The organism is Massilia sp. KIM (assembly GCF_002007115.1).
In the GTDB taxonomy this organism is placed as follows: domain Bacteria; phylum Pseudomonadota; class Gammaproteobacteria; order Burkholderiales; family Burkholderiaceae_D; genus Telluria.
The window spans coordinates 2,374,405-2,396,717 of the sequence record NZ_MVAD01000001.1 but is presented as its reverse complement, the minus strand read 5'-3'; the positions used below and the strand labels follow the sequence as shown (position 1 = coordinate 2,396,717).

Below are 22,313 nucleotides of genomic sequence, written 5' to 3'. Positions count from 1 at the left end.
GCCTGTTCTTGGTTGCGGCCTAGGCGGCCACGGATTTGATGCGAATGAGTTTGCCGTCGACCACGTGCAGCCCGCATTCCTTGGACTCGGGGTTCTCCCACCACCAGCGGCCGGCGCGCACGTCCTCGCCCGGCTGGATCGCGCGGGTGCAGGGCTCGCAGCCGATCGAGGGGTAGCCGCGGTCGTGCAGGGCGTTGTAGGGCACCGCGTTGGCGCGCAGGTAGTCCCAGACGTCCTGCTCCGACCAGTCGGCCAGCGGGTTGAACTTCTGCATGCCGTGGGCGGCGTCATCTTCCTGCACCGCCAGTTCGGCGCGGGTGCTCGACTGGGCGCGGCGCTGGCCGGTGATCCAGGCGCGCTTGCCGCTGAGCGCCCGTCCAAGCGGCTCGACCTTGCGCACGCGGCAGCATTCCTTGCGCATCTCGACGCTGTCGTAGAAGGCGTTCAGGCCGTTCTGGGCCACATAGGCCTCGACCGCCTCGGGCTGCGGACGGAACAACGCGATCTCGTAGCCATAATTTTCCTTGACCTTGTCGAGCATGGCCAGGGTCTCGGCGTGCAGGCGGCCGGTCTCGAGCGAGAAGATGCCGATCGGCAGCTTGTTCTTGAGGATCAGGTCGGTCAAGACCATGTCTTCGGCCGCCAGGCTGGACGCGAACACGGCGGGCGTGAAATCGCGGGAAATACGCTCCAGGATCGCGGTGGTTTCTTCCACGCGATGGTGCAGGTCGCTCATGCTGGACTCCTAGATGCCGGCGCCGACGTCGCGATGCTCGGGCGCCAGGTCGCGCTGGGCGCGGCGGAACAGGGGCACGGGCTGGTCGACCGAGGCCTGGTAGGTTTCCGAGAACACCGACAGGCCCTTGAGCGCATCAACGATGCTGCGGTCCTGGCGGGTCGCGTAGGCGTCGAAGCCGCAGCGGTGCATCTGGAACAGCTGGTCGCGCAGCACGTCGCCGATCGCGCGCAGCTCGCCCGCGTAGCCGAGGCGGCGGCGCAGGTTGAAGGCGATCGAATAGCCGCGGCCGTCGGAGAATTTCGGGAAGTCGACCGCGATCACGGCGAAGCGGTGCAGGTCGTCCTTGATCTCTGCAGCGAGCTGGTCGGGGGCGAACCACACACCCAGCGCGGGGCGGTCGGCCAATGCATTGCGCTGGGCCTTCCACACGGCCAGGGGGACGATGATCTTGCCGGCCGGGACCTCGACGGTCTCGGGCGCCGCGTCCTCGCCCAGGCGCAGCACGCTCCAGTCGTCGTCGACGATCTCGCGGCCCTTGATGATCTGTTTGTGCGCCTGCAGTTCGAAATTAGGCATATTCGTCTTCCCCAACCAGTGCGCCGCCCTTGATCGGGGTGGCATAAACGTGTTCCTTGAACGGCGTGATGCCGATGCGGCCGACGGTGTCGACGAAGCGCTCGCCTTCGATGCGCTCGCGCACATAGACTTCGAGCAGGCGGCCGATCACTTCCGGCATCTGGCCAGCGGAGAACGAAGGCCCGATGATCTTGCCGATCGCGGTCTCGTTGCCCTGGGCGCCGCCGATCGACACCTGGTACCACTCGCTGCCGTCCTTGTCCACGCCCAGCACGCCGATGTTGCCGACGTGGTGGTGGCCGCAGGCGTTGATGCAGCCCGAGATGTTCAGTTCGATGTCGCCGATGTCGTGCTGGAAGTCGAGGGAGTCGAAGCGTTCGGCGATGGCGGCCGCGATCGGGATCGACTTGGCGTTGGCCAGCGAGCAGTAGTCGCCGCCGGGGCAGGCGATGATGTCGGTCAGCAGGCCGATGTTCGGCGTCGCCAGGCCCTTGGCCTTGACCTGCTGCCACAGCTCGAACAGCTTGCTCTGCTCGACGTCTGCCAGCACCAGGTTCTGCTCGTGGGTGACGCGTACTTCGCCAAAGCTGTAGCGGTCGGCCAGTTCGGCCACGAAGTCGAGCTGCTCGGCGGTGGCGTCGCCCGGCGGCACGCCGGTCTTCTTGAGCGAGAGCACCACGGCGGCATAGCCCGGCACCTTGTGCGGCTTGACGTTGCGGTTGACCCAGTTGGCGAAGGCGCGGTTGTCCGGGTGGGCGGCCAGCACGTCGCTGTCGTCCAGGCGGGCGTAGTCGTGCGGCTGGAACCACTTGGCGACGCGCTGGAATTCTTCTTCGGTGATGGTCTCCGGACCATCCTTCAGGTCTGCCCATTCGGCTTCGACCAGGCGGGTGAATTCCTCCACGCCCAGGGCCTTGAGCAGGATCTTGATGCGGGCCTTGTACTTGTTGTCGCGGCGGCCGAACTGGTTATACACGCGCATCACGGCTTCGGTATAGGTGAGCAGGTGCTTCCAGGGCAGGAATTCGCGGATCACGCTGCCGATGATGGGCGTACGGCCGAGGCCGCCGCCAGCCATGAACTTGAAGCCGACTTCGCCGGCCTCGTTGCGCACCATGGTCAGGCCGATGTCGTGCACGGCCACGGCGGCGCGGTCTTCGAGCGAGCCGTTGATGGCGACCTTGAACTTGCGCGGCAGGGCGATGAACTCGGGGTGGAAGGTGCTCCACTGGCGCAGGATCTCGGCGAAGGGGCGCGGGTCGATCAGCTCGTCGGCCGCGACGCCGGCGTATTCGTCGGTCGTGATGTTGCGGATGCAATTGCCCGAGGTTTGGATCGCGTGCATCTCGACCGAGGCCAGGTCGGTCAGGATGTCCGGGGTCTGTTCCAGCTCGATCCAGTTGAACTGGATGTTCTGGCGGGTGGTGAAGTGGCCGTAGCCGCGGTCGTACTTGCGCGCGATGTGCGCGAACATGCGCACCTGCTGCGAGGACAGCAGGCCGTAGGGCACGGCGATGCGCAGCATGTAGGCATGGCGCTGCATGTACAGGCCGTTCTGGAGACGCAGCGGGAGGAATTCTTCTTCCGTCAACTCACCGTTGAGGCGGCGCTGAACCTGGTCGCGGTATTGCGCAATCCGTTCGCGCACGATGAGGTGGTCGTAGTGGTCGTAGCGGTACATGTTCTCGTCCAGAAAGAATGGATGTGTTGTCCACCCATTAAAGTATTCTCGATAATACGGACCCGTCGCTATATTCCAAACTACGAAGAATTTATTTGCTTATATGCGCAACCCGAATAAGCATCTTAAAATAGCGTCTGCTGCCAAACTGACAAATCACGCCGAATGAATCTTCATCAACTGCGCTTCGTGCGCGAGGCCGTCCGCCAGAATTACAACCTGACCGATGCCGCCAAGGCCTTGTTCACTTCCCAGCCGGGGGTGTCGAAGGCGATCATCGAGCTGGAGGAAGAGCTCGGGGTCGACATCTTCACCCGCCACGGCAAGCGCATCCGCGGCCTGACCGAGCCCGGGCGCCTGGTGCTGCAGTCGGTCGAGCTGATCATGCAGGAGATCGACAGCCTCAAGCGCATCGGCAAGGAATACGCGGCCCACGACAGCGGCAGCTTCACCATCGCCACCACCCATACCCAGGCGCGCTACGTGCTGCCCAAGGTGGTGCAGGGCTTCATGCAGAAATTCCCCAAGGTGCGTCTGTCCCTCTTGCAGGGCAATCCGCGCCAGATCGCCGACATGATCAAGAACGACCAGGCCGACCTGGCCATCGCCACCGAATCGATCACGGCGGTCGACGGCCTGGTGACCCTGCCGGCCTACCAGTGGGAGCACGTGGTGGTGGCCCCGCCCGAGCACCCGCTGTTCAAGTCGCGCGCCGTCTCGCTGGAAGAGATCGCCAGCTACCCGGTGATCACCTACGACGCCGCCTTCGCCGGGCGCAGCAAGATCGACCACGCCTTCGCCCTGCGCAACCTCAAGCCCGACGTGCTGCTGGAGGCCATCGACGCCGACGTAATCAAGACCTATGTGGAGCTGGGCATGGGGGTGGGCATCATCGCCAGCATCGCCTTCGACCCCGAGCGCGACCGCAACCTGCGCGCGCTGCCGGTCGGCCACCTGTTCGGCATGAACACCTCGCGCGTGGCGATCAAGCAGGGCGCCTACCTGCGCAGCTATATCTATACTTTCATCGAGCTGCTGGCGCCCACGCTGAACCGCAAGATGGTCGAAGCCGCCATGCGCGGCGGCGACAACTACGAAATCTGAGTATCAACCCATGCAACAAGGAAGCACGATGAACAAGGACGCGGTCGCCGCCTATTACGCACGCAACGCCGAGCGCTACGACAGCCTGGTCGAACAATCCGAGGAACGCCAGGAAGACCTGCAGGAGGCCGGCGAACAGCTGGCCACCCTGCTCAAGGGCCACCGGGTGCTGGAACTGGGCTGCGGCACCGGGGCCTGGACCGAGATGATCGCCCAGGGCGCGGAATCGGTGCTGGCCACCGACGTCAACGAGGAAATGCTGGACGTGGCGCGCGAACTGGGCGAGGGCCTGGCCAACGTGAGCTGGCGCCGGGTCGACGCCCTCGACCTGCCGGCCGACCTGAGCGGCTTCACGGCGGTGTTCATGGCCGGCCTGTGGTCGCATTTCACGCGCGACGAGCAGGACCTTTTCCTCGCCCAGCTGAAAAAACGCCTGGGCAAGGACGTGCTGCTGGTGCTGGTCGACGACGAATACATCGAGGACGAGAGCCCGACCATCGCGCGCACCGACGCCCAGGGCAACACCTTCCACATCGTCACCGACGAGGACGGTTCGCGCCACGAACTGGCCAAGAGCTACCCGACCGACAGCGCGCTGCGCAAGCGGGTGGGCGCGGTCGGCAAGGACCTCAAGATCGCGCGCTGGGAGTTTTACTGGGTGCTGACCTGCAAGCTGAAATGAGACAGGGGCCTTGCGGCTGGCGCTAAACGCTCTACAATATCTTTTTGTTAAAGATGCTGTTGGCCGTATTTCATTTGCCCTGACCGTTTTGCGCCGTCTGAAATTCATTCTCGCCTTGTTCGCCTGCCTGCTGGGCTGGGCGAAGCCCGTGCTGGCGCTGGACCCGTCCATGCGCCTGGACGCGCTCTATCACGACATCTGGCGCGAAAAGGAAGGGGCGCCGCGTGAGATCGAAGCGATGGCCCAGACCGCCGACGGCTGGCTGTGGCTGGGCACGACCTCGGGCCTGTACCGTTTCGACGGCGTGAAGTTCACGCCTTTCGCGCCGCGTGACGGCGGGCGCCTGCTCGGCGCCAGCATCACGGTCCTGCTGCCGCGACCCAATGGCGAACTGTGGATCGGCTACACCCTGGGCGGCCTGTCGGTGGTGCGCGACGGCAGGCTCGAGCACGTCTCGGCGAAGCCGGGCGAGCCGATCGGCGCGACCTTCGCCCTGGCCTTCGACGCCGAGGACAGCCTGTGGGTCGCCTCGTCCAGCGGCCTGTTCCGCTACCGCGACGGCCGCCTGGAGCGCGTCGGCGCGGACTGGGGCTTCCCCGGCAACTACGCCGAATACGTCTACCACGACCACTACGGAAGGCTGTGGGCCTCCGACGGCAAGCAGATCTTCCTGCTCGACCGCGCGCAGCGCCGTTTCGCGCCGGTGATGGCGACCACGCGCTATCCGATGCTGTTGGCTTCGCCCGACGGGCGCATCTGGGCGCTGGCCGGCAACGCGATGCAGGTCTTGCCGGCGCCGCCCGGCGGCTGGCGTCCGCGTCCCGAGTCGCGCCTGCGCTCGAGCAGCTTCCAGAGCCTGTTCGACCGCGATGGCAATTTTTGGAACGGCAATTGCCCTGTCGGGCTGTGCCGCATCCTGCCCGCCACCTGGCGGCGCGAGCGCGAGCGCATTTTGATTGGCAAAGGCGAGGAGCGCTTCGATCAGCCCTGGCAGATGAGCAGCCTGAACGTCCATTCGATGATGGAGGACCGCGAGGGCAACCTGTGGGTGGGCACCATCGCCGGCGTCGAGCGCCTGCGGCCAAACAAGCTGCGCCACGTGCCCTTCGACGAGCAGACCGAGAACGCCTACCTGGTCGAGGACGGCGACGGCGTGCTGTGGGCGGCCACCACCGGCATGGACGACCTGGGCAGGCTGTGGCAGGTAAGGGACGGCGTGCCGGTGGCGCAGGAAAGCGATCAGAAAGTCTACCTGGTCGCCGTCGGCAAGGATGGCAGCGTGCTGCTCGGCGGCGGCGAGCGCATCGAGCGGCGGCGCGGCGAGCGCGTGCTGGCGACCTATTCCTTGCCTGCGCGCGGGCCGAAGGACCCAACCCGCAATTTCGTGGTGATGGTGGCGGACGACGGCGACGCGTTGTGGGTCGCGATCGCCGGCCGCGGCCTGTTCCGCTGGCAGGACGGGGTCTGGCATCCGCCCGCGGCGCACCCGCAGATCAAGGGCCCGACTTCCTATGGGCGCGACGCGCGCGGACGGATGTGGTTCGGCCTGCGCAACAACCGCCTGCTGATGCGCGCCGAGGACGGCCGCTGGCATGCCTTTGGCGAGGAGCAGGGCATCAATGTCGGGCCGGTGCGTTTCATCGACATGCAGCATGAGCTGGTGATCGCCGGCGACTTCGGCGCGGCGGTGCTGCGCGGGAATCGTTTTCATCCGCTGCTGGCCGACCGGCCGGAGCTGCTGGCGGGCGTGTCCGGCCTGGCGGTCACCCTCGATGGCGACCGCTGGCTCAACACCGTGCGCGGGCTGGTGCACGTGCGCGCCGAGGACTGGCGCAGGTCGATGCGCGACGCGAGGCTGCCTTTGCGCACTACCGTGTGGAACGGACTGGACGGCTACCCGGGCAGCGCCGAGACCGTCTCGCGCGGACGCACCGCCCTGGTCGCGCGCGACGGCAAGGTCTGGATCGTGACCACCGAGGGCCTGGCCTGGTTCGATCGGGGCCAGTTGTGGCGCAACCCGGAAGCGCCGGCGGTGGAAGTGCTGGCCCTGCAAGCGGACGGCGTGTCCTACCGGCCGGACGAACTCGCCGCTTTCCCGTCCGGCACCGAGCAACTGCAGTTCGACTACACCGCGCTCAGCTACACGATGCCGGAGCGCGTGCGCTTCCGCTACCGCCTGGTGGGCCTGGACCATGACTGGCAGGAAGTCGGCACACGCCGCAGCGCCTATTACACCAACCTCGGGCCCGGCAACTACCGCTTCGAGGTCGGCGCCGTCAACGAGGACGGCGTGGCCAGCGCCGTCGCGTCCACGCCCGAGTTCTCGATCCGTCCGCACTTCTGGCAGACCGCCTGGTTCGCGCTCCTGTGCGCGAGCGCGGTCGCGCTGGCGGCCTGGCTGCTGTACTGGCTGCGCATGCGCCAGGTGCAACGCCAGTTCCAGGCCCGTCTGCGCGAGCGCCTGCACGAGCGCGAGCGCATCGCGCGCACCCTGCACGACACCTTCCTGCAAAGCCTGCAGGGCCTGGTGCTGCGCCTGCAGTCGCTGGCCCTGCGCATGGAAGCGGGCAGTCCCATGCGGCGCGAACTGGATAGCGCGCTCGACCTGGCCGACAAGGTCATCGCCGAGGGCCGTGACCAGGTGATGGACCTGCGCCTGGACGAGGCCGTCCCCTCCCTGGCCCAGGCGCTGGCGGAGGCCGCGGACATGCTCAGGGAGGGCAGCGGCGTGCGGGTGGCGGTGCGCACCGAAGGCGCCTGCGTGCAGCTGCCCTGCGCCCTGCATCTGGAGGTCTTCCACATCGCGCGCGAGGCGATCGCCAATGCGGTGCGCCACGCGCGCGCCAGCCTGATCGAGATCGACCTGCGCTGCGAAGGGGGCGAGATGCTGCTGGCGGTGCGCGACGACGGTATCGGGCTCGACCCGCAGGTGCAGGCGAGCGGCCGTCCCGGCCACTGGGGCCTGGTCGGCATGCGCGAGCGGGCCGACAAGATCGGCGCGCGGCTGGCGATCCGCAACCGGCCGGGGCGCGGCACCGAGGTCGTGCTGCGCCTGGCCGACGTCGCGATCACGCAAGAGCAGGCGCCGGAGGATCGCGACGCGGCCCTGGCCAGCGTCTCGACGATGTCCTGAAAGCAGGGCAGATCGATCGCTGCCCGAGGTGTCATTGCTATAATGCAATAACAATCACAGACGCCGCAGCGGCGCCCACCATGGACCACATCGCATTCGTATCCGACCCGGAGGTCTCCGGCTTCATCGACTGGCTGCGCGCCAGGGCCGACGGACTGCCGGTCCGTTTCGACATCGCGTCCTCGCGTTACGTGCCGGGAGGCTTGCGCAGGGAGGTGGCGGGCCTGGAGGCGGCGCTCGGCTGCTACACCTGGCGCACCGTCGAGACCGGAGACGGCGACTGGGCATCCACCAAAGCCTTTTTGAAGCAGCTCGGTCTTGACTTGAGAAGCGCGCTGGAGGCGGCCGACCAGGATGCGGTGCTGCGCATCTGCCTGCAGATCGTCGGCTGGGGCGGCGACCGCAACGGCGCGGCGGGCGCCAGGCCCTTCCTCGAAGGCCTGCATGCGCAGGGGGCGCTCGGCGCCTGCCTGAGCGGCGCGAGCGGCGCCTTGCGCCTGGACGCGGCCCGTATTCTTCCCGGCTGGCAGCCGGTACGAAAAATGAATTCGATGCTCACCAAGGTCCATGCGCTGGCCGCCGACGATGGCTTGCCGATCTACGATTCGCGCGTCGCCGCGGCGCTTGCCACCCTGGTGGAAATGTGGCGCCGCGAGCGCGGCGATTGGTCGCGCAAGCCGCCGGCCGCGCTCGCGTTTCCGGCCACCATACCGGGACGTACGGTGCGGCATGCCTATCCCGACGCGCGCGGCCCGGGCCTGATGTCCTACGAACAGCGGCACGAGGCCGCCACCGCGCACAAGTGGAGCAGCGCCAAACTGCGGCTGGGCTGGCTGATGCGCGCGCTGCTGGAACGGCATCCGGCGCTGTTCGCGGCGCAGGGCCGTCTGGCCGACCGCATGCACGCGTTCGAAGCCTCGCTGTTCATGATCGGCTCCGACGTCCGCTGCCTGAGGCCGCAGGCATGAGGCGGCCGACCCACGCCAACCTGGCCAAGCTCGCGGGCGAGCCGCCGTCGGTGCGCTATTGCAGTGGCTCACCCTGGCCGCTTGGCAATCCGCGTCACTTCAAGCACCTGTGGCAGCTGTTCAGCGCCGAGAGCCCGTGGGAAGACGATGACTTCTTCGAGCATGCGCCGCTGCTGTGCGGGGCTGACTTCCTGCGCGAGGCCGAGCGCCTGGTGCAGGCCGGCCTGACCTGCCTTGTGTATGGCCAGCGCCGGCCGCGCCTCGACCCGACCCATCCCTGGGATCGCAGCGGCCCGCGCTGGCAGAACGCGATCTTCGCACCGTGCTGGGACGACGATCCCGATCCGGTCTATCACGAGGAGCACAGATGAACGCCACTTCCCTCACACCGCCGGACGAGATGCTGGCCGAGGTCCGCGCCGTGCACGGATGGGTGCGCGAGCTGGTCGCCACGCCGCAGACGGTGCGCTGGCACTGGCCGACCTTCTATCTGCTGTACGTCGACCTCGACCAGCTCTCCGGGCTGCTCGAGCGTATCGCCGGCAGCCTGGAGGCGGAGCCGCTCGCGCTGGCGGGCGGCGACGCTCAAACGCTGACCCAGCGTGAGCGCGCCGACTGGGTGGAGGAGGCTTGTTCGCCCCTCGGCCCGGCGCTGACCTCGCTCATCCACCGCCTGTGGCAAGTGTCGCGCAATACCCTGTGCCACCTCGAGGACGCGGCCCTGCGCGAGCGCCTGCGCGCGCACCTGCAGCCGAAGAGCGAGTGGTACCAGAGCTTGCGCAGCGACTACGCGACGGGCAGGGCGACGCCCGATGGCGCCGTGCTGGAGCGCACCGTGCTGGTGGCCGACCCGGCGCCGCGCGGACGCATCCACGATCCGGGGCCGCTGCTGCGCTACCAGCGTTTCGACATCGGTACGCAGGGCGCGTGCGCCGCGCTGGCGCAGGCGGTGCGGGACGTGGGGGCGGAGCAGGCCGAGGTCTGGAAGTCGATGAAGGAACTGCTGCTCGCGCACTGCCGCATCGAGGATTTGATCTACCCAAGCTCGGTCTGATTCGGCGAGCAGCGCCAAAAAAAATGCCGGCGCAGCCGGCATCTGAGCGGCCCGCCCGGACGGGCGAGCCTGCGGTGCCCGTGACGCGCAACGCAGGCCGCGCGTCCGGTGGACCGTTCTTAGAACGAGTGACGCACACCCACGGTGAACACCGACGGATCGGCGCCCAGGGCGGTCGCCGGCGGGGTCACCGCGGTCGACGAGGAGCTGATGCCGAACACGCCGCGGTTGTTATTGCGCAGCTGGGCGTAGGTGGTGTAGATGTTGGTGCGCTTCGACAGCGAGTAGGTGTAGGCCAGCGACACGGTGTTGCCCTTGGCGCCGGTCTCGATCTTCTGCTGCTGGAAGTTGATGAAGAACTTGTTCGGGCCGGTCGCGTAGGAAGCGCCGATGTTGGCGTTCTTGTACTCGTTGTTGGCGCCGGTCTGGTCGGCCACCAGGTAGTTACCCTTGATCTCGAAGTCGCCGAAGGACAGGCCCGCGCCAACGCCCCATTCCTTGTCGTCGCCGGTCGCCAGGCGCTCCAGGACGTGGTAGCCGCCGCCGACGTAGAAGCCGCCGTTCTTGTACTCGACCGACACGCCGCTCAGGTCGCCCGACGGATCGACGGTGCGCTCGCCGGCCGAGTAGGCGGCGTTGACGGTGAAGCCGGCCAGGCTGTTGCTCTTGTAGTTGACCGAGTTGGCCAGGCGGCGGGTCAGGCGGTTGGTGGCGAAGGCCGACAGGTTGGAGCCGAACATGCCCTGGCCCAGGATGTCGGTGGCGGCAGCCACGGCGGCGATCGGGCTGTACTCGCGACCGACGGTCACGGTACCGAAGTTGCCCTGCAGGCCGACCACGGCGCGGCGGCCGAACAGCGAGGAATCGGCGGCGCCGGTGTCCAGGGCGACGCCGGCTTCGATGTTGAACAGTGCCTTCAGGCCGTTGCCCAGATCTTCAGTACCGCGGAAGCCGATACGGCTGCTCGACTGGTTGCCCGAGTTGATGACGGTGCGGCGGTCTTCGCCCGGTGCATCGGTATCCTCGACGGCAATGGCGGCGTCCATCACGCCATAGACCTGAACGTTGGTCTGGGCTTGAGCGAACAGCGGGAAGGACGACACCAGTGCGGCGGCCAGGAATTTATACTTCATGAAGATCTCCAGTTTGGTTTGGACAAGATGTTGAGTTGGCAAGTCAACTCAGATCGACCGGGATCTTATCGAGGCAATATGTCTGCTTGATGACATTCAGTCCATGTTGTTATTTCGCAATAGCAAGTTTTTTCCTGCCTTGCGTGCGTCTCACACCAGGTGGCCGGCGACCGGCAGCACGATGTCGATGCGGGTGCCGGGCGGCTCGTCGCCGCTGATCGCGATCTCGCCGCCCATGTTCCACACCCGTTCGCGCATGCCGACCAGGCCCAGCGACTGCGCCTTGTCCATGTCTTCGTCGCGGATGCCGCGGCCGTCGTCGCGGATGGTGACCAGGAGCTCGTCGTTGGAGCGGTAGAGGTTGAGCAGCACGTTGGCGGCCTGGGCGTGGCGGGCCACATTGGTCAGCGCTTCCTGGACGATGCGGAACACCGCCGTGCTGGCGGCGTCGTCCAGGCGCAGTTCGGATTCGTCGGCCAGCAGGGTGCAGGCGATGCCGTGGCGTTCGACGAAGTCCTCGCGCAGGCCCTGCAGCGCGAAATAGAGGCCGCCTTCGTCGAGGGCGCGCGGCCGCAGGTTGGTGGCGATGCGGCGCAGCGAGGCGATGGCGGTGAGGAGGTTGGCCTCCATGCCGAGGACCAGGCGGGCCCCCGGCTCGGGCAGGTCGACGGTGCGGCCCAGCAGGGTCAGGTCCATGCGCAGCGAGGCCAGCAGCTGGCCGAGGTCGTCGTGCAGCTCGCGTGCGATGTGGGTGCGTTCTTCCTCGCGGATGGTCTGCAGGGCGGCCGAGAGCTGGCGCAACTGGTCGTGCGAGCGCGCCAGGGTCTGCTGGACCAGGTGGCGCTCGGAGACGTCGCGCAGGATCACGGTGTAGATGTCCTGGCCGTCGTGGCGCACGCTGGAGATCGAGCCTTCGATCGGGAACAGGTGGCCGTTGGCGCGGATGCCGGTGACGGCGTAGTCGGTGGCGCGCCGGCCGGCGCGTCCGCTGCCGGCGGGGAAGTAATCGAGCGGGGTGCGGGCGGCCGGGACCGGCGGCTGGATGTAGCGCTCCAGCGGGCTGCCCTGCATGGCGCCCACGCTGGTGGCGAACATGGCGGCCGCGGCCGGGTTGGCCAGCAGGATCACGTTGTGCTCGTCGATCGAGAGGATGGCGTCGCTGGCGTTCTGGAGGATGCGGCGGCCGTTGACGCGGGTCTCGTCGAAGGTCGGCGTGCCCTTGCGCCGGGCGCGCACGCGGCGCATGGCGGCGGCCAGATGGCCGGCACAATAGCCGCCGAGGAAACCGGCGACCAGGGCCGCCTGGCGCGGGGCGCGCCGGCGGTAGGTGGGGAGCGGGGTGCTGCGGATTCTGCCCATGCGTGGCCCGGAAAGACGTGGGGGTGGGCCTCTACAGTACCGGGGAAGATCGGCGAAGGTGTTGAGGGGGGCTAAGGCTTGGGGGGAGAGGACGCGCGCGGGTGTGCGGCGAACTTGGGTTCCGGCGTGGCCGACCAGGCCTCCGCCGGAACGACGGGCTAGGGTAGCGTGATGAAAGCCGGCCGCGACCCGCCGGCTGAAAGTTGCGCGGACGCGCCGTCGGAGGCTAGCCGGGCGAGCGCGTCATACGCAGCCGGTCGGCACGCAGCCGCAAAAGCATTGGTGCGCAGCAGTGAAACCGCCATTCCCGACATCGTCCGGAATGGCTGCCGGCGCAGGTCCGAATACAGGTTTGCATGCGCGCCGCTGACGCGACGCCGCAAGCCTCACATCTGCTTGAACAGGTGCAGGAAACTCCGGCTGACTTCCAACTTCTCTGGCCGGCCTTTGATCTGGACCAAATGCCGGCCGCGGATATCCCGCGTCACCCCTTCGATCGCATTCACGTTCACCAGGGTCGCCCGGTGGATCTGCCAGAACAGCGAAGGATCGAGCTCCTCGGCCAGGTCGCGCACCGGCTTGCGGATCAGGGCCTCGAAGGAGGCCGTCTGCACGCAGGTGTATTTCTCGTCCGAGCGAAAGAACAGGATGTCCTCCACGGGGATCATGCGCAGGTCCTGGCCGATGCTGGCCTGGATCCATTGCAGGTGCTTGGGCTTGGGCGCGGCGATCTTCTCGGCCAGCTGGGACAGCATGGCGGTCACGCTGTCGTTCACGCTCGCGCCCGGTTTCTCGAGACGTTCCTTGAGGCGTTCCACCGTGATCTTCAGGCGCTCCGGCTCGGTCGGCTTGAGCACATAGTCGATCGCGCCGCGCTCGAAGGCTTCCACGGCGTACTGGTCGTAGGCGGTGACGAACACGATCTGGCTGCGCTCGCCGATCTCGCGCGCCGCTTCCATGCCGGTCTTGCCGGGCATGCGGATGTCGAGGAAGGTCAGGTCGGGCCTGAGCTGGTCCACCAGCTCCACCGCCTCCTCGCCGTTCTTGGCTTCCCCCAGGATCTGCAGGTCCGGCCACACCTCGGACAGGCGCATGCGCAGCTGGTCGCGCATCAGTCTTTCGTCATCGGCAATAATCGCAGTAGGCATGGTCTTCTCGTCGCTCTCTTGGGGTGACAATTATTCAACGAATCCGGGAGACAGGCAAGCTCGTCCCCGGCCTTACTTCGACAGCTGGTAGGGCACCTCGATGGTGGCGATCACGCCGCTCGGGCTGTTGGCGCCGATGTGCAGGCTGGCGGCGTCGCCGTGCAGCAGCTTGAGGCGCTCGCGGATGGTCGCCAGGCCCAGGCCGGTGCCGTCGCTGGGCACCACGCCGAAGCCGACCCCGTCGTCGGTCACCGTCACGCGCAGCTTGCTGTCCACCACGTCGGCGACAATCTTGAGGGTGCCGCCCTCGGGCTTGCACTCGAGGCCGTGCTTGATGGCGTTCTCCACCATCGACTGCAGCATCATGGGCGGGAAGGCGGCGCTGCGCAGGCCCTCGGGGATCTGGAGGTCGACCGTGAGGCGTTCCTCCATGCGCATCTTGAGCAGGTTGAGGTAGGCCTTGACCATGTCGACTTCGCGTCCCAGCCCGGTGACCACGGCGTTGTCGCGCATCTGCGGCAGCACGGCGCGCAGGTACTGGATCAGGCTGCGCTGCATGGCCGAGGCGCGCGGCGGGTCGACCGTGATCAGGTGCTCGACCGAGGCCAGGGTGTTGAACAGGAAGTGGGGCTCGACCTGGGCCTGCATCATCTGCATCTTGGTCTCGGACAGCTGGCGCTGCATCGCCTCGCGCTCGGCGGCGGCATTGGCGACCTGGGACTGGGCCTCGGCGCGCTTCTTGCCGCCGACCAGGGCCTTGGTGCCGAACAGGGCCAGCACCAGCAGCAGGACGAAATTCATGAACCAGGTCGAGGCCTGCTTGTGGTAGCGCGACACCTTCTGCTCGGCCGCGTCCTCGACCGCGGCCTCGATCGCGTTGGAGAGCTCTTCGCCGATCTGCGGCGGCAGCTCGATGTGGACCGAATCGCCGTTCGGATGCACGCCGGCCTGGGTGGGCGAGGGCGGCGACGGGGGAGACACCGGCGATTCCGGGGATGCGGGCGCCTCCGGCGCTTGCGGGGCGGCCGGCGCTTCCGGCGCGGCGCCGGGACGCGACTTGCGCGGATTGAAGTGGATGCCGCTCTCGTCGATCATGATGCTGGCGTCGCTGCGGCGGCCGGCGTCGCGTTCGGCGCGCGCGATCTCCTCCGCGGCCGGGCGGTTGAACAATTCTTCCTGCAGGATGCCGCCGGCGGTCAGGGTCAGGGCGGCGAACAGGAAGAATTTCCACCACGACAACTGCGTGACCCAGGTGGCCACGGCGTCGAAGCAGCGGTACAGCCAGGTCAGGATGCTCGAAAATGGATGCTGGTTGGTGCTGCGTGATTGCATATCGTGGTCGTTTTCTCTTACTGTGCGTCCCGCACTTGGCGCCTCGCGGCGACCGCCAAAGGATGAGTGTAGCGCCTGGCGCACTGTTGGCATTAGGAAAAGCCCTTTCCTCGCCAATCCGACTGTTGGGATGTTGCAACTTTACCCCCAGGCCGCCCTGTCCGCCACACTCCTGCGACAGTCTGCAGGAATCGGGGAATGGACGGCGCAACCCCGGCGGAATGAGTTGGCTCAATAGCTACCTTTTGGAAACATTGCAAGGTATGATGATTCCGCCCGTCCACGCGGTTCCGGCCGACAGTGCCGGACCCAGTCTTCCACCGATGATGAAAGGGTGTGCCGATGTCCGCAGTTCCTGGAAAATTCCGCCTCGTTACCCGCAGCGACTTCGACGGCCTGGTGTGCGCGGTCCTGCTCAAGCATCTCGACCTGATCGACGACATCCTGTTCGTCCACCCCAAGGATATGCAAGACGGCAAGATCGCCATCACGGGGCGCGACATCACGACCAACCTGCCTTACGTGGCGGCGGCCCACCTGGTGTTCGACCACCACCTGTCCGAGACCCTGCGCAACAGCGGCCGGCGCGACAACCACATCATCCACCCCGAGGCGCCCTCGGCGGCGCGGGTGGTGTACGACCACTACGGCGGCGCGGCCAGCTTCCCGCCCGCCTGGGCCGACATGATGGAGGCGGTCGACAAGGGCGACGCGGCGCGCTTCTCGCGCGCGGAAGTGCTCGACCCGCAGGGCTGGAACCTGCTCAACTTCCTGATGGACGCCCGTACCGGGCTGGGACGCTTCCACAACTTCCGCATTTCGAACTACCAGCTCATGATGGCGCTGATCGACCACTGCGCCACCCACACGATCCCCGAGATCATGGCCTTGCCGGACGTGCGCGAGCGGACCGCGCTGTACTTCGAGCATAGCGAGCTGTGCAAGGAACAGATCCGCCGCTGCGCACGGGTGCATGGCAACCTGGTCGTGCTGGACCTGCGCGACGAAGAGGTGATCTATGCGGGCAACCGCTTCATCATCTATGCGCTGTTCCCGGAGACGAACATCTCGATCCACGTGCTGTGGGGCGTGAAGCAGCAGAACACGGTGTTCGCGACCGGCAAGTCGATCCTGAACCGCAGCTCCAGGACCAATATCGGGGCGCTGATGCTGGAATACGGCGGAGGCGGACACGAGAACGCGGGCACCTGCCAGGTGTCGAACGAGATGGCGGACGAGGTGCTGGGCGCCCTGATCCAGAGGATCACCAGCGAAGGCTGAGAAACGCGGCAGGCGCGACCGGCCTTGCCGCGGTCCGCGGTCCGCGGGTCCCGGCCCCCGGCCCGCACCGCACCGCAGCGGGAAGGCTCAGGCCCTTTGCGCCAGCATCTGCTGCGCCGCCTCCGGCGCCAGCGGCTCGCTGAACCACATGCCCTGCAACTGATCGCACCCGTTCGCCCTCAGGAAGGCCACCTGGGCCTCGGTCTCGACCGCTTCCCCCACCACCTTCATCTCCAGGTTGTGCCCGATGTCGATCAGGGTCTTGGCCAGCGAAGCCCCGGCATCGCCCCCGATCCCGTGCACCGCGGCCTTGGCCAGCTTCACCTGCCGCACCGAGAGCTGCTGCAGGAAGGAGATGTCGGACAGGCCGCGCCCGAACTCGTCCACCGAGAGCAGTGCCCCGACCTCGCGCAGGCGGCTCGCCAGCTCGCGTCCGATGCCCGGGTTGCGGATCAGGTCGGCCTCGGGGATCTCGATCTCCAGGCTGCCCGCCGGCAGGCCGTGGCGCTCCATGCAGGCGGCGATGCCCGCGATGAAGCCGGGGCGGCTGTATTCGCGGTGCGAGACGTTGACCGCCACCGGCAAGCCGGGGAAGCCGGCGTCGCGCAACTGGCGCCCGAAGGCGCCGGCGCGGTCCAGCACCCAGTTGCCGATCTCGACGATGCGCCCGCTTTCCTCGGCCTCGCCCAGGAAGCTGGCGGGCAGCATCACGCCGTGCGCCGGGTGGCGCCAGCGCAGCAGGGCCTCGAAGCCGCGCACCTTGCCGTTGCGGGCGTCCATGCGCGGCTGGAACAGCAGGAACAGTTCCTCGCGATCGAGCGCCTCGCGCATGCTGTCGGCCAGGGCCGCGCGCGCCTGGCTCGCCAGGCTCATCTCGCTGGAGTAGAAGTGCACCCCGCCGCCATGGTGCTTGGCCTGGTACATGGCCATGTCGGCGGCGCGCACCAGTTCGGCGGGGGTGTGGCCGTCGGCCGGGAAGCCGGCCACGCCCAGGCTGGCGCCGACCGGGATCTCGTTGCCGCTGAAGGAAACCGGCATCACCAGCGCGCGCCGCAGGCGTTCGACCATGCGCAGGGTGAAGCGCAGCGAAGGCTGGTCCACCAGCACCAGCACGAATTCGTCGCCCGACAGGCGCGCCACCGTGTCGCTGTCGCGCACCGCCGATAGCAGGCGCCGCGCCACCACCTTGAGCACCACGTCGCCGGCGTCATGGCCGAAGCCGTCGTTGATGGCCTTGAACTTGTCCAGGTCGACCAGCACCACCGCCACCATGGTCTGGTGGCGCTGGGCCAGGTGCAGGGCGTGGCCGAGGCGGTCCCACAGCAGGTTGCGGTTGGCCAGGCCGGTCAGGGCGTCGTGGTTGACTTCGTGTTCCAGGTGCTGGGTGCGCTGCCGGGCGGCGGTCACGTCGTTGATGATGCCGATGAAATGGGCCACCTCGCCGTGCTCATTGTGCACCGGCGTGATGCTCAGGTCGTTCCAGAACAGCTCGCCGTTCTTGCGCTGGTTGCGCAGCACCACTTTCACGGAACGCAGTTCCTTCAGCGCCAGCCCGATCTGGGCGCGCTCGTCCATGTCGAGGCCGGGCGCGGCCATGAAGCGCGAGTCGCGGCCCTTGATCTCGTCGAGGCGGTAGCCGGTGATGCGCTCGTAGGCCGGATTGACGTATTCGATCGGGTGTTCCGCGCCGATGCAGCCGGTGATCACGATGCCGTTGCTGGCCGCGTGCAGGGCGCGCTCGTAGAGGCGCATGCGGCGCTCGCGGTCGCGCCGCTTCGAGATGTCGATGCCCATGCCGAACAGGTAGTCGCGCCCGCCGCAGGAGATGCGCGCCCCGCCCAGCAGCATGGGCGTCAGGCGCCCGCTGCGCGAGACGTAGTCGGCCTCCATCGACACCTCGTGGCCCTCGTCGAACACACGCCGGATGTTCTCGGCGGCGCGCGAGCGGTCACGCAGCTCGAACATGTCGAGGACCTGGGTAGCGGCGACTTCGTTGGGCATCATCTCGCACAGGCGCTCGAGATTATGGTTCCACAGCACCAGCCGGCCGTCGCGGTTGATGGCGTAGAAGGTGCCCGGCAGCAGTTCGACCACGCTCGCGAGCGGCGTCAGGCCGATTCTTTCGCTTTCTTCGGTGAGGGCGACCGGAGCCGGCAGCGCGCTGGCGACCCAGGCGCGCGGCGCGGCGCTGCCGGCGTACAGGCCGGTGAGCCGCAGGACGGCCCAGCGCCGTCCGCCGCCGCCCGTGTGCAGCAGGACCTCGCCGCCATGGCTGGCGGCGAGCTGGCCCCAGCCGGGGCTGCCGCCGGCCAGCAGGCGCGTCAGCGGCTGGCCGACGGCCTCGTCCGCGTTGATCCCGAACAGGGCTTCGCAGGCGGGATTCCAGGCGCTGACGCGGCCCGCGTCGTCGGTAAGGAAGCTGACCTGCTCGGAGACATCGAGGCTCGGCATGTGTCACCTCTCGCACGGAGGGCGTGGAGAGGCCAGCTTACACCGGTTTTGACAGGGCCGCGTTGCGCGGGCGTGCGGCGCACTGCCGCAGTCTGCACTAGTGGAGGATGCCGACGGCGAGCTCGGCCCAGGTCAGGAGCAGGGCGCCGAGCAGCGCGGCGCCGAGCAGCTTGCGCTGGCGCGGCGCGCGGACCAGGCGCGACAGCAGGACCCAGGCGGACCCGGCGCCGCCCAGCAGCAGGCCGGCGGCCAGGAAGTCGCCGGGGCCCCAGTTCATCTCGCGCGTGAACTGCATGGCCACCAGGGGCAACAGCAGCAGGCAGGCGGTGACCAGGGCCACGCGCAGGAGGTCGGCGCCGATGGGGCGCTGGGGGTGGGCGAGCTTCGGGGTCATGGGCGTCTCCGTGATCTGGGCGGTGTCGGCGGGGGATGCCGAAATAGTAGCGCAGAAGGAGAGAGAGGGCCAGCGGCCGCGTCGAACTGGACGCGGCGGCTGCACGTGGGATGGTGGCTATGCTGGGCCCGTCGCCCCGCCGTGGCGGGGCGAGGGCAGGGGGCGATCAGGCCGCGACGATGTCCTGCTTGGGCGGCAGCGCGATTTCGTTGTTGACGCTGAACTGGTAATCCTTGAACACGTGCTCCGCCGACAGGATCTGGTAGTTGCCGTCCGCCAGGCGGTGCGTGGTGTCCTTCAGGCGATAGGTATAGTGCCCGCAGGTCCAGCAGTTGAAGTTGCGCATGTGGGTGCACAGGCAGGTCTTGTCCATCACCACGATGTGCTTCGAGTCCGGATTGGCCTGCACTTCGCGGTTGTAGGAGTTGATGTAGGCGCAGTTGCCGGTGGCGTCGAGCAGGTAGCCGTAGGATTCGCAGCCCGGACGGATGCCCGAGCCGATCGCCGGGGTGTTCTTGAGCATGCGCATCGGATAGCCGGTCGGCGACAGGCCGTTGACCTCAATGTCTTCTTCGCTGGCGCGGAAGTATTCCTGCTTGACGTTGTCCGGCAGGCCGCATTCGTGGGTGACGGTGAAGCGGGTCGCCACCTGCACGCCGCCCGCGCCCTTTTCGAGGAAGCCCGCGGCGTCGCTGCCGGTGAACACGCCGCCGGCCGCGATGATCGGGATGTCGAGCTGCTCGGCGCGCATGAAGGCATGGATCTCGTCCATGATGGTGTGCAGGTCGTACTGCTTCCAGTCATCGATGCCGAAGCCCAGGTGGCCGCCGGCCAGCGGGCCCTCGACGATGATGTAGTCGGGCAGGCGATCCAGGCGCGAGACCTTGCGCAGGAAGAGCTGCAGCGCGCGCACGGAGGACACGATGATGCCCAGCTTGGCGTCGCGGAAGCGCGGGTGGTCCTTGATCAGCTCGAAGGAGCCCAGGTGCAGGCCGGCCGACAGGGTGATGCCGTCGATGCCGGCGTCGAGCGCCGAAGCCAGGCGCACGCGCAGGGTTTCCTTGGGCGCGTTCATGGTCAGCTTTTCCATGCAGTTCACGAAGACCAGGCCGTCGCCCTTCTTCGCTTCCATGGTGGCGCCGACGTGGAGGCGGGTCGCCTCGGCCAGGCGGTCGAGGTCGAACTGCACCACCGCCTTGTTCATGTTGTTGATGTTGAACTTGTAGAGCTTCGTCTTGTCTTTGACGAAGGTGGTGTCGAACTTGCGGTCGGACACGTCCTGCACCATGGCGTCGGAAATATGGCCGATGCCACCAAGGCGCGCCGCTTCCAGCGCCAGTTCGGACGTCGAGATATCCACGCCCATTCCGCCGATCATGATGGGCACGTATTCCTTGTTGCCCAGTCGTAAGCGGAAATCATCTACACGTTTCATTGCTATCCTTAGACTACCTGATCTCTACGGGGTACCGCGTCGGGCACAGGGTAGAAAGACGTGTGCACACGCCCTCCATTCTACCCCAGCGAAAAGCCGCATGGCGCGAGTCGCCACGGGATATTGTCCCGTACAGACGGCGTCTAGCCGGCGCCAACCGGCGTGGGCGACTCAGTCGCGGAAGTTGTTGAACGCCAGCGGCAGTTCCTGCACGTCCTTGCGCAGCAGGGCCATGGCGGCCTGCAGGTCGTCGCGCTTGGCGCCGGTGACGCGCACCGACTCGCCCTGAATGCTGGCCTGGACCTTCATCTTGCTTTCCTTGATGACCTTGGTGATCTTCTTGGCGTCCTCGGTCTCGATGCCGTTGCGCACCTTGATGACCTGCTTGACCTTGTCGCCGCCGATCTTCTCGACCTTGCCTTCGTCCAGGAAGCGCACGTCGACCTTGCGCTTGGACATTTTGTTGATGAGCACGTCGCGCACCTGGCCGAGCTGGAAGTCGGAGTCGGCGAACAGGGTCAGTTCGCGTTCCTTCTGCTCGACCTTGGCCGAGCTGCCCTTGAAGTCGAAGCGGGTGGTGATCTCCTTGTTCGACTGTTCGACGGCGTTCTTGACTTCGACCATGTCTGCTTCGCAGACCACATCAAACGATGGCATGGCTGTTCCTTTTTCTGTAATGCAATTAGACGAATCCCTCTATTTTAGCCGACAACCCTGCTCAGCGGCGAGCCGATTTGCCAGTCAGGCAAGGTAAGGCGGCTTGTGCGGTTCTTGTGCCACTATAATGAGGCGAAAAAACACCATTCCGCCATGCATCCAGACCTGCCTCTCCTCCACGACCAGCCGCTCGACGCCCTCAACACCTTCCGCATTCCGGCGCGCGCGCGTCATTACATCCGGGTGACGGGCGCGCGGCAGCTCGATTTGCTGCGCGCCGATCCGTTCCTTGCCGCCATGCCGCGCCTGGTGCTGGGCGGCGGCAGCAATCTCCTGCTCACGCGCGACGTCGAGGGCGTGGTGCTGCACATGACGGGGCAGGGGCGGGAGGTGCTGGGCGAACAGGACGGCAGGGTGCTGGTGCGCGCCCAGGCCGGCGAGAACTGGCACGGCTTCGTGCAGTACACGCTGGAGCAGGGCCTGGGCGGGCTGGAGAATTTGTCCCTGATCCCGGGCACGGTGGGCGCGGCCCCGATCCAGAACGTGGGCGCCTACGGGGTCGAGACCAAGGACGTGTTCCACAGCCTGAGCGCCTACGACATGGCCAGCGGCGAGCTGCGCACCTTGAGCGCCGCCGACTGCCGTTTCGCCTACCGCGACAGCATTTTCAAGCACCCGGAGGGGCGTGAGCTGGTGGTGCTGGACGTGACCTTCGCGCTGCCCAAGGACTGGACTCCGAACCTGCGCTACGCCGAGCTGGCCCAGGCCGCGCGCGAGGCCGGGCTGGAGCAGCCGAGCCCGCGCCAGGTCGGCGCGCTGGTGGAGGCGATCCGCCGCCGCAAGCTGCCCGACCCGGCCGAGATCGGCAACGCCGGGAGCTTCTTCAAGAACCCGGTGGTCTCGCGCGAGCACTGCGCGCGCCTGCTGGAGACGTATCCGAACCTGGTGCACCATGCCCAGCCGGACGGCAGCGAGAAGCTGGCGGCGGGCTGGCTGATCGACCAGTGCGGCTGGAAGGGTCGCAGCATGGGCGCGGCCGGGGTGTATCCGAAGCAGGCGCTGGTGCTGGTCAACCTGGGCGGGGCGCGCGGCGAGGACGTGGTGCGCCTGGCCGAGGCGATCCAGCGCGACGTCGAACAGCGCTACGGGGTAAGGTTGGAGCCGGAACCGGTATTCGTCTAGGGGA

19 protein-coding genes are annotated in these 22,313 nt (G+C 67.2%); 8 read left to right on the top strand and 11 right to left on the bottom strand.

Annotation, left to right across the window (positions count from 1 at the left end; translation table 11 throughout):
- Positions 1-19 precede the first annotated feature (19 nt).
- Genes B0920_RS10425 through B0920_RS10415 form a run of 3 tightly spaced genes read right to left on the bottom strand, consistent with a single transcriptional unit; the run spans position 20 to position 2,996 of the window.
- Entirely contained in the window at positions 20-736 is a 717-nt protein-coding gene (locus B0920_RS10425; RefSeq protein ID WP_078032429.1) for a phosphoadenylyl-sulfate reductase, read from the bottom strand.
- A gap of 9 nt (positions 737-745) precedes the next feature.
- A complete protein-coding gene (locus B0920_RS10420; protein ID WP_078032428.1) occupies positions 746-1,315 on the bottom strand; it encodes a DUF934 domain-containing protein in 570 nt (189 codons plus the stop codon).
- Complete coding sequence (locus B0920_RS10415) at positions 1,308-2,996, bottom strand: nitrite/sulfite reductase (protein ID WP_078032427.1); 1,689 nt, start codon at positions 2,994-2,996, stop codon at positions 1,308-1,310. The genes B0920_RS10420 and B0920_RS10415 overlap by 8 nt, the downstream gene beginning before the upstream one ends.
- 165 nt (positions 2,997-3,161) lie before the next feature.
- Here B0920_RS10415 and B0920_RS10410 point away from each other — a divergent pair, with 165 nt between their 5' ends.
- The 6 genes from B0920_RS10410 (at position 3,162) to B0920_RS10385 (ending at position 9,937) form a co-directional block, all read left to right on the top strand.
- Positions 3,162-4,100: a CysB family HTH-type transcriptional regulator gene (locus tag B0920_RS10410; RefSeq protein ID WP_078032426.1), complete on the top strand. Its 939-nt coding sequence runs from the start codon at positions 3,162-3,164 to the stop codon at positions 4,098-4,100.
- Between the two features lie 28 nt (positions 4,101-4,128).
- A complete protein-coding gene (locus B0920_RS10405) occupies positions 4,129-4,782 on the top strand; it encodes a class I SAM-dependent methyltransferase (protein ID WP_143745696.1) in 654 nt (217 codons plus the stop codon).
- A gap of 88 nt (positions 4,783-4,870) precedes the next feature.
- Positions 4,871-7,915 (top strand): sensor histidine kinase, encoded by a 3,045-nt coding sequence (locus tag B0920_RS10400; protein WP_143745695.1) that lies wholly within the window; start codon positions 4,871-4,873, stop codon positions 7,913-7,915.
- A gap of 80 nt (positions 7,916-7,995) precedes the next feature.
- The gene (locus tag B0920_RS10395; protein ID WP_078032423.1) at positions 7,996-8,883 is read left to right on the top strand and encodes a hypothetical protein; all 888 of its coding nucleotides are present in this window, start codon (positions 7,996-7,998) and stop codon (positions 8,881-8,883) included.
- Positions 8,880-9,254 carry a hypothetical protein gene (locus B0920_RS10390; protein WP_078032422.1) on the top strand — a complete coding sequence of 125 codons (375 nt, stop codon included), beginning with the start codon at positions 8,880-8,882 and terminating at the stop codon, positions 9,252-9,254. Before B0920_RS10395 ends, B0920_RS10390 begins: the two co-directional genes overlap by 4 nt.
- Positions 9,251-9,937 carry a hypothetical protein gene (locus B0920_RS10385; RefSeq protein ID WP_078032421.1) on the top strand — a complete coding sequence of 229 codons (687 nt, stop codon included), beginning with the start codon at positions 9,251-9,253 and terminating at the stop codon, positions 9,935-9,937. Before B0920_RS10390 ends, B0920_RS10385 begins: the two co-directional genes overlap by 4 nt.
- A 119-nt stretch (positions 9,938-10,056) precedes the next feature.
- Here the strand turns inward: B0920_RS10385 and B0920_RS10380 are convergent, their stop codons facing one another.
- The 4 genes from B0920_RS10380 to B0920_RS10365 form a co-directional block, all read right to left on the bottom strand.
- Complete coding sequence (locus B0920_RS10380) at positions 10,057-11,070, bottom strand: porin (RefSeq protein WP_078032420.1); 1,014 nt, start codon at positions 11,068-11,070, stop codon at positions 10,057-10,059.
- Between the two features lie 150 nt (positions 11,071-11,220).
- Positions 11,221-12,429 carry a sensor histidine kinase gene (locus B0920_RS10375; protein ID WP_078032419.1) on the bottom strand — a complete coding sequence of 403 codons (1,209 nt, stop codon included), beginning with the start codon at positions 12,427-12,429 and terminating at the stop codon, positions 11,221-11,223.
- Between the two features lie 386 nt (positions 12,430-12,815).
- The gene (locus B0920_RS10370; RefSeq protein WP_078032418.1) at positions 12,816-13,577 is read right to left on the bottom strand and encodes a LytTR family DNA-binding domain-containing protein; all 762 of its coding nucleotides are present in this window, start codon (positions 13,575-13,577) and stop codon (positions 12,816-12,818) included.
- 72 nt (positions 13,578-13,649) lie between these two features.
- Positions 13,650-14,909, bottom strand: a complete 1,260-nt coding sequence (locus B0920_RS10365; protein WP_078032417.1) for a sensor histidine kinase — start codon at positions 14,907-14,909, stop codon at positions 13,650-13,652.
- Between the two features lie 342 nt (positions 14,910-15,251).
- Between B0920_RS10365 and B0920_RS10360 the strand changes: the two genes are divergently transcribed.
- Positions 15,252-16,190, top strand: a complete 939-nt coding sequence (locus B0920_RS10360) for an exopolyphosphatase (protein ID WP_078032416.1) — start codon at positions 15,252-15,254, stop codon at positions 16,188-16,190.
- An 87-nt stretch (positions 16,191-16,277) separates the two neighbouring features.
- Here the strand turns inward: B0920_RS10360 and B0920_RS10355 are convergent, their stop codons facing one another.
- The 4 genes from B0920_RS10355 to B0920_RS10340 form a co-directional block, all read right to left on the bottom strand.
- Positions 16,278-18,641 (bottom strand): EAL domain-containing protein, encoded by a 2,364-nt coding sequence (locus tag B0920_RS10355; RefSeq protein ID WP_078032415.1) that lies wholly within the window; start codon positions 18,639-18,641, stop codon positions 16,278-16,280.
- Between the two features lie 97 nt (positions 18,642-18,738).
- On the bottom strand, positions 18,739-19,035 hold the full coding sequence (locus B0920_RS10350; RefSeq protein WP_078032414.1) for a hypothetical protein: 297 nt from the start codon (positions 19,033-19,035) through the stop codon (positions 18,739-18,741).
- Between the two features lie 166 nt (positions 19,036-19,201).
- Positions 19,202-20,470 carry a nitronate monooxygenase gene (locus B0920_RS10345; protein WP_078032413.1) on the bottom strand — a complete coding sequence of 423 codons (1,269 nt, stop codon included), beginning with the start codon at positions 20,468-20,470 and terminating at the stop codon, positions 19,202-19,204.
- 171 nt (positions 20,471-20,641) lie between these two features.
- A complete protein-coding gene (locus B0920_RS10340) occupies positions 20,642-21,127 on the bottom strand; it encodes a YajQ family cyclic di-GMP-binding protein (RefSeq protein WP_078032412.1) in 486 nt (161 codons plus the stop codon).
- Between the two features lie 153 nt (positions 21,128-21,280).
- On the opposite strand from B0920_RS10340, the gene murB reads away from it, so the two are divergent.
- Positions 21,281-22,309: a UDP-N-acetylmuramate dehydrogenase gene (gene murB / locus B0920_RS10335; RefSeq protein ID WP_078032411.1), complete on the top strand. Its 1,029-nt coding sequence runs from the start codon at positions 21,281-21,283 to the stop codon at positions 22,307-22,309.
- Positions 22,310-22,313: the final 4 nt, after the last annotated feature.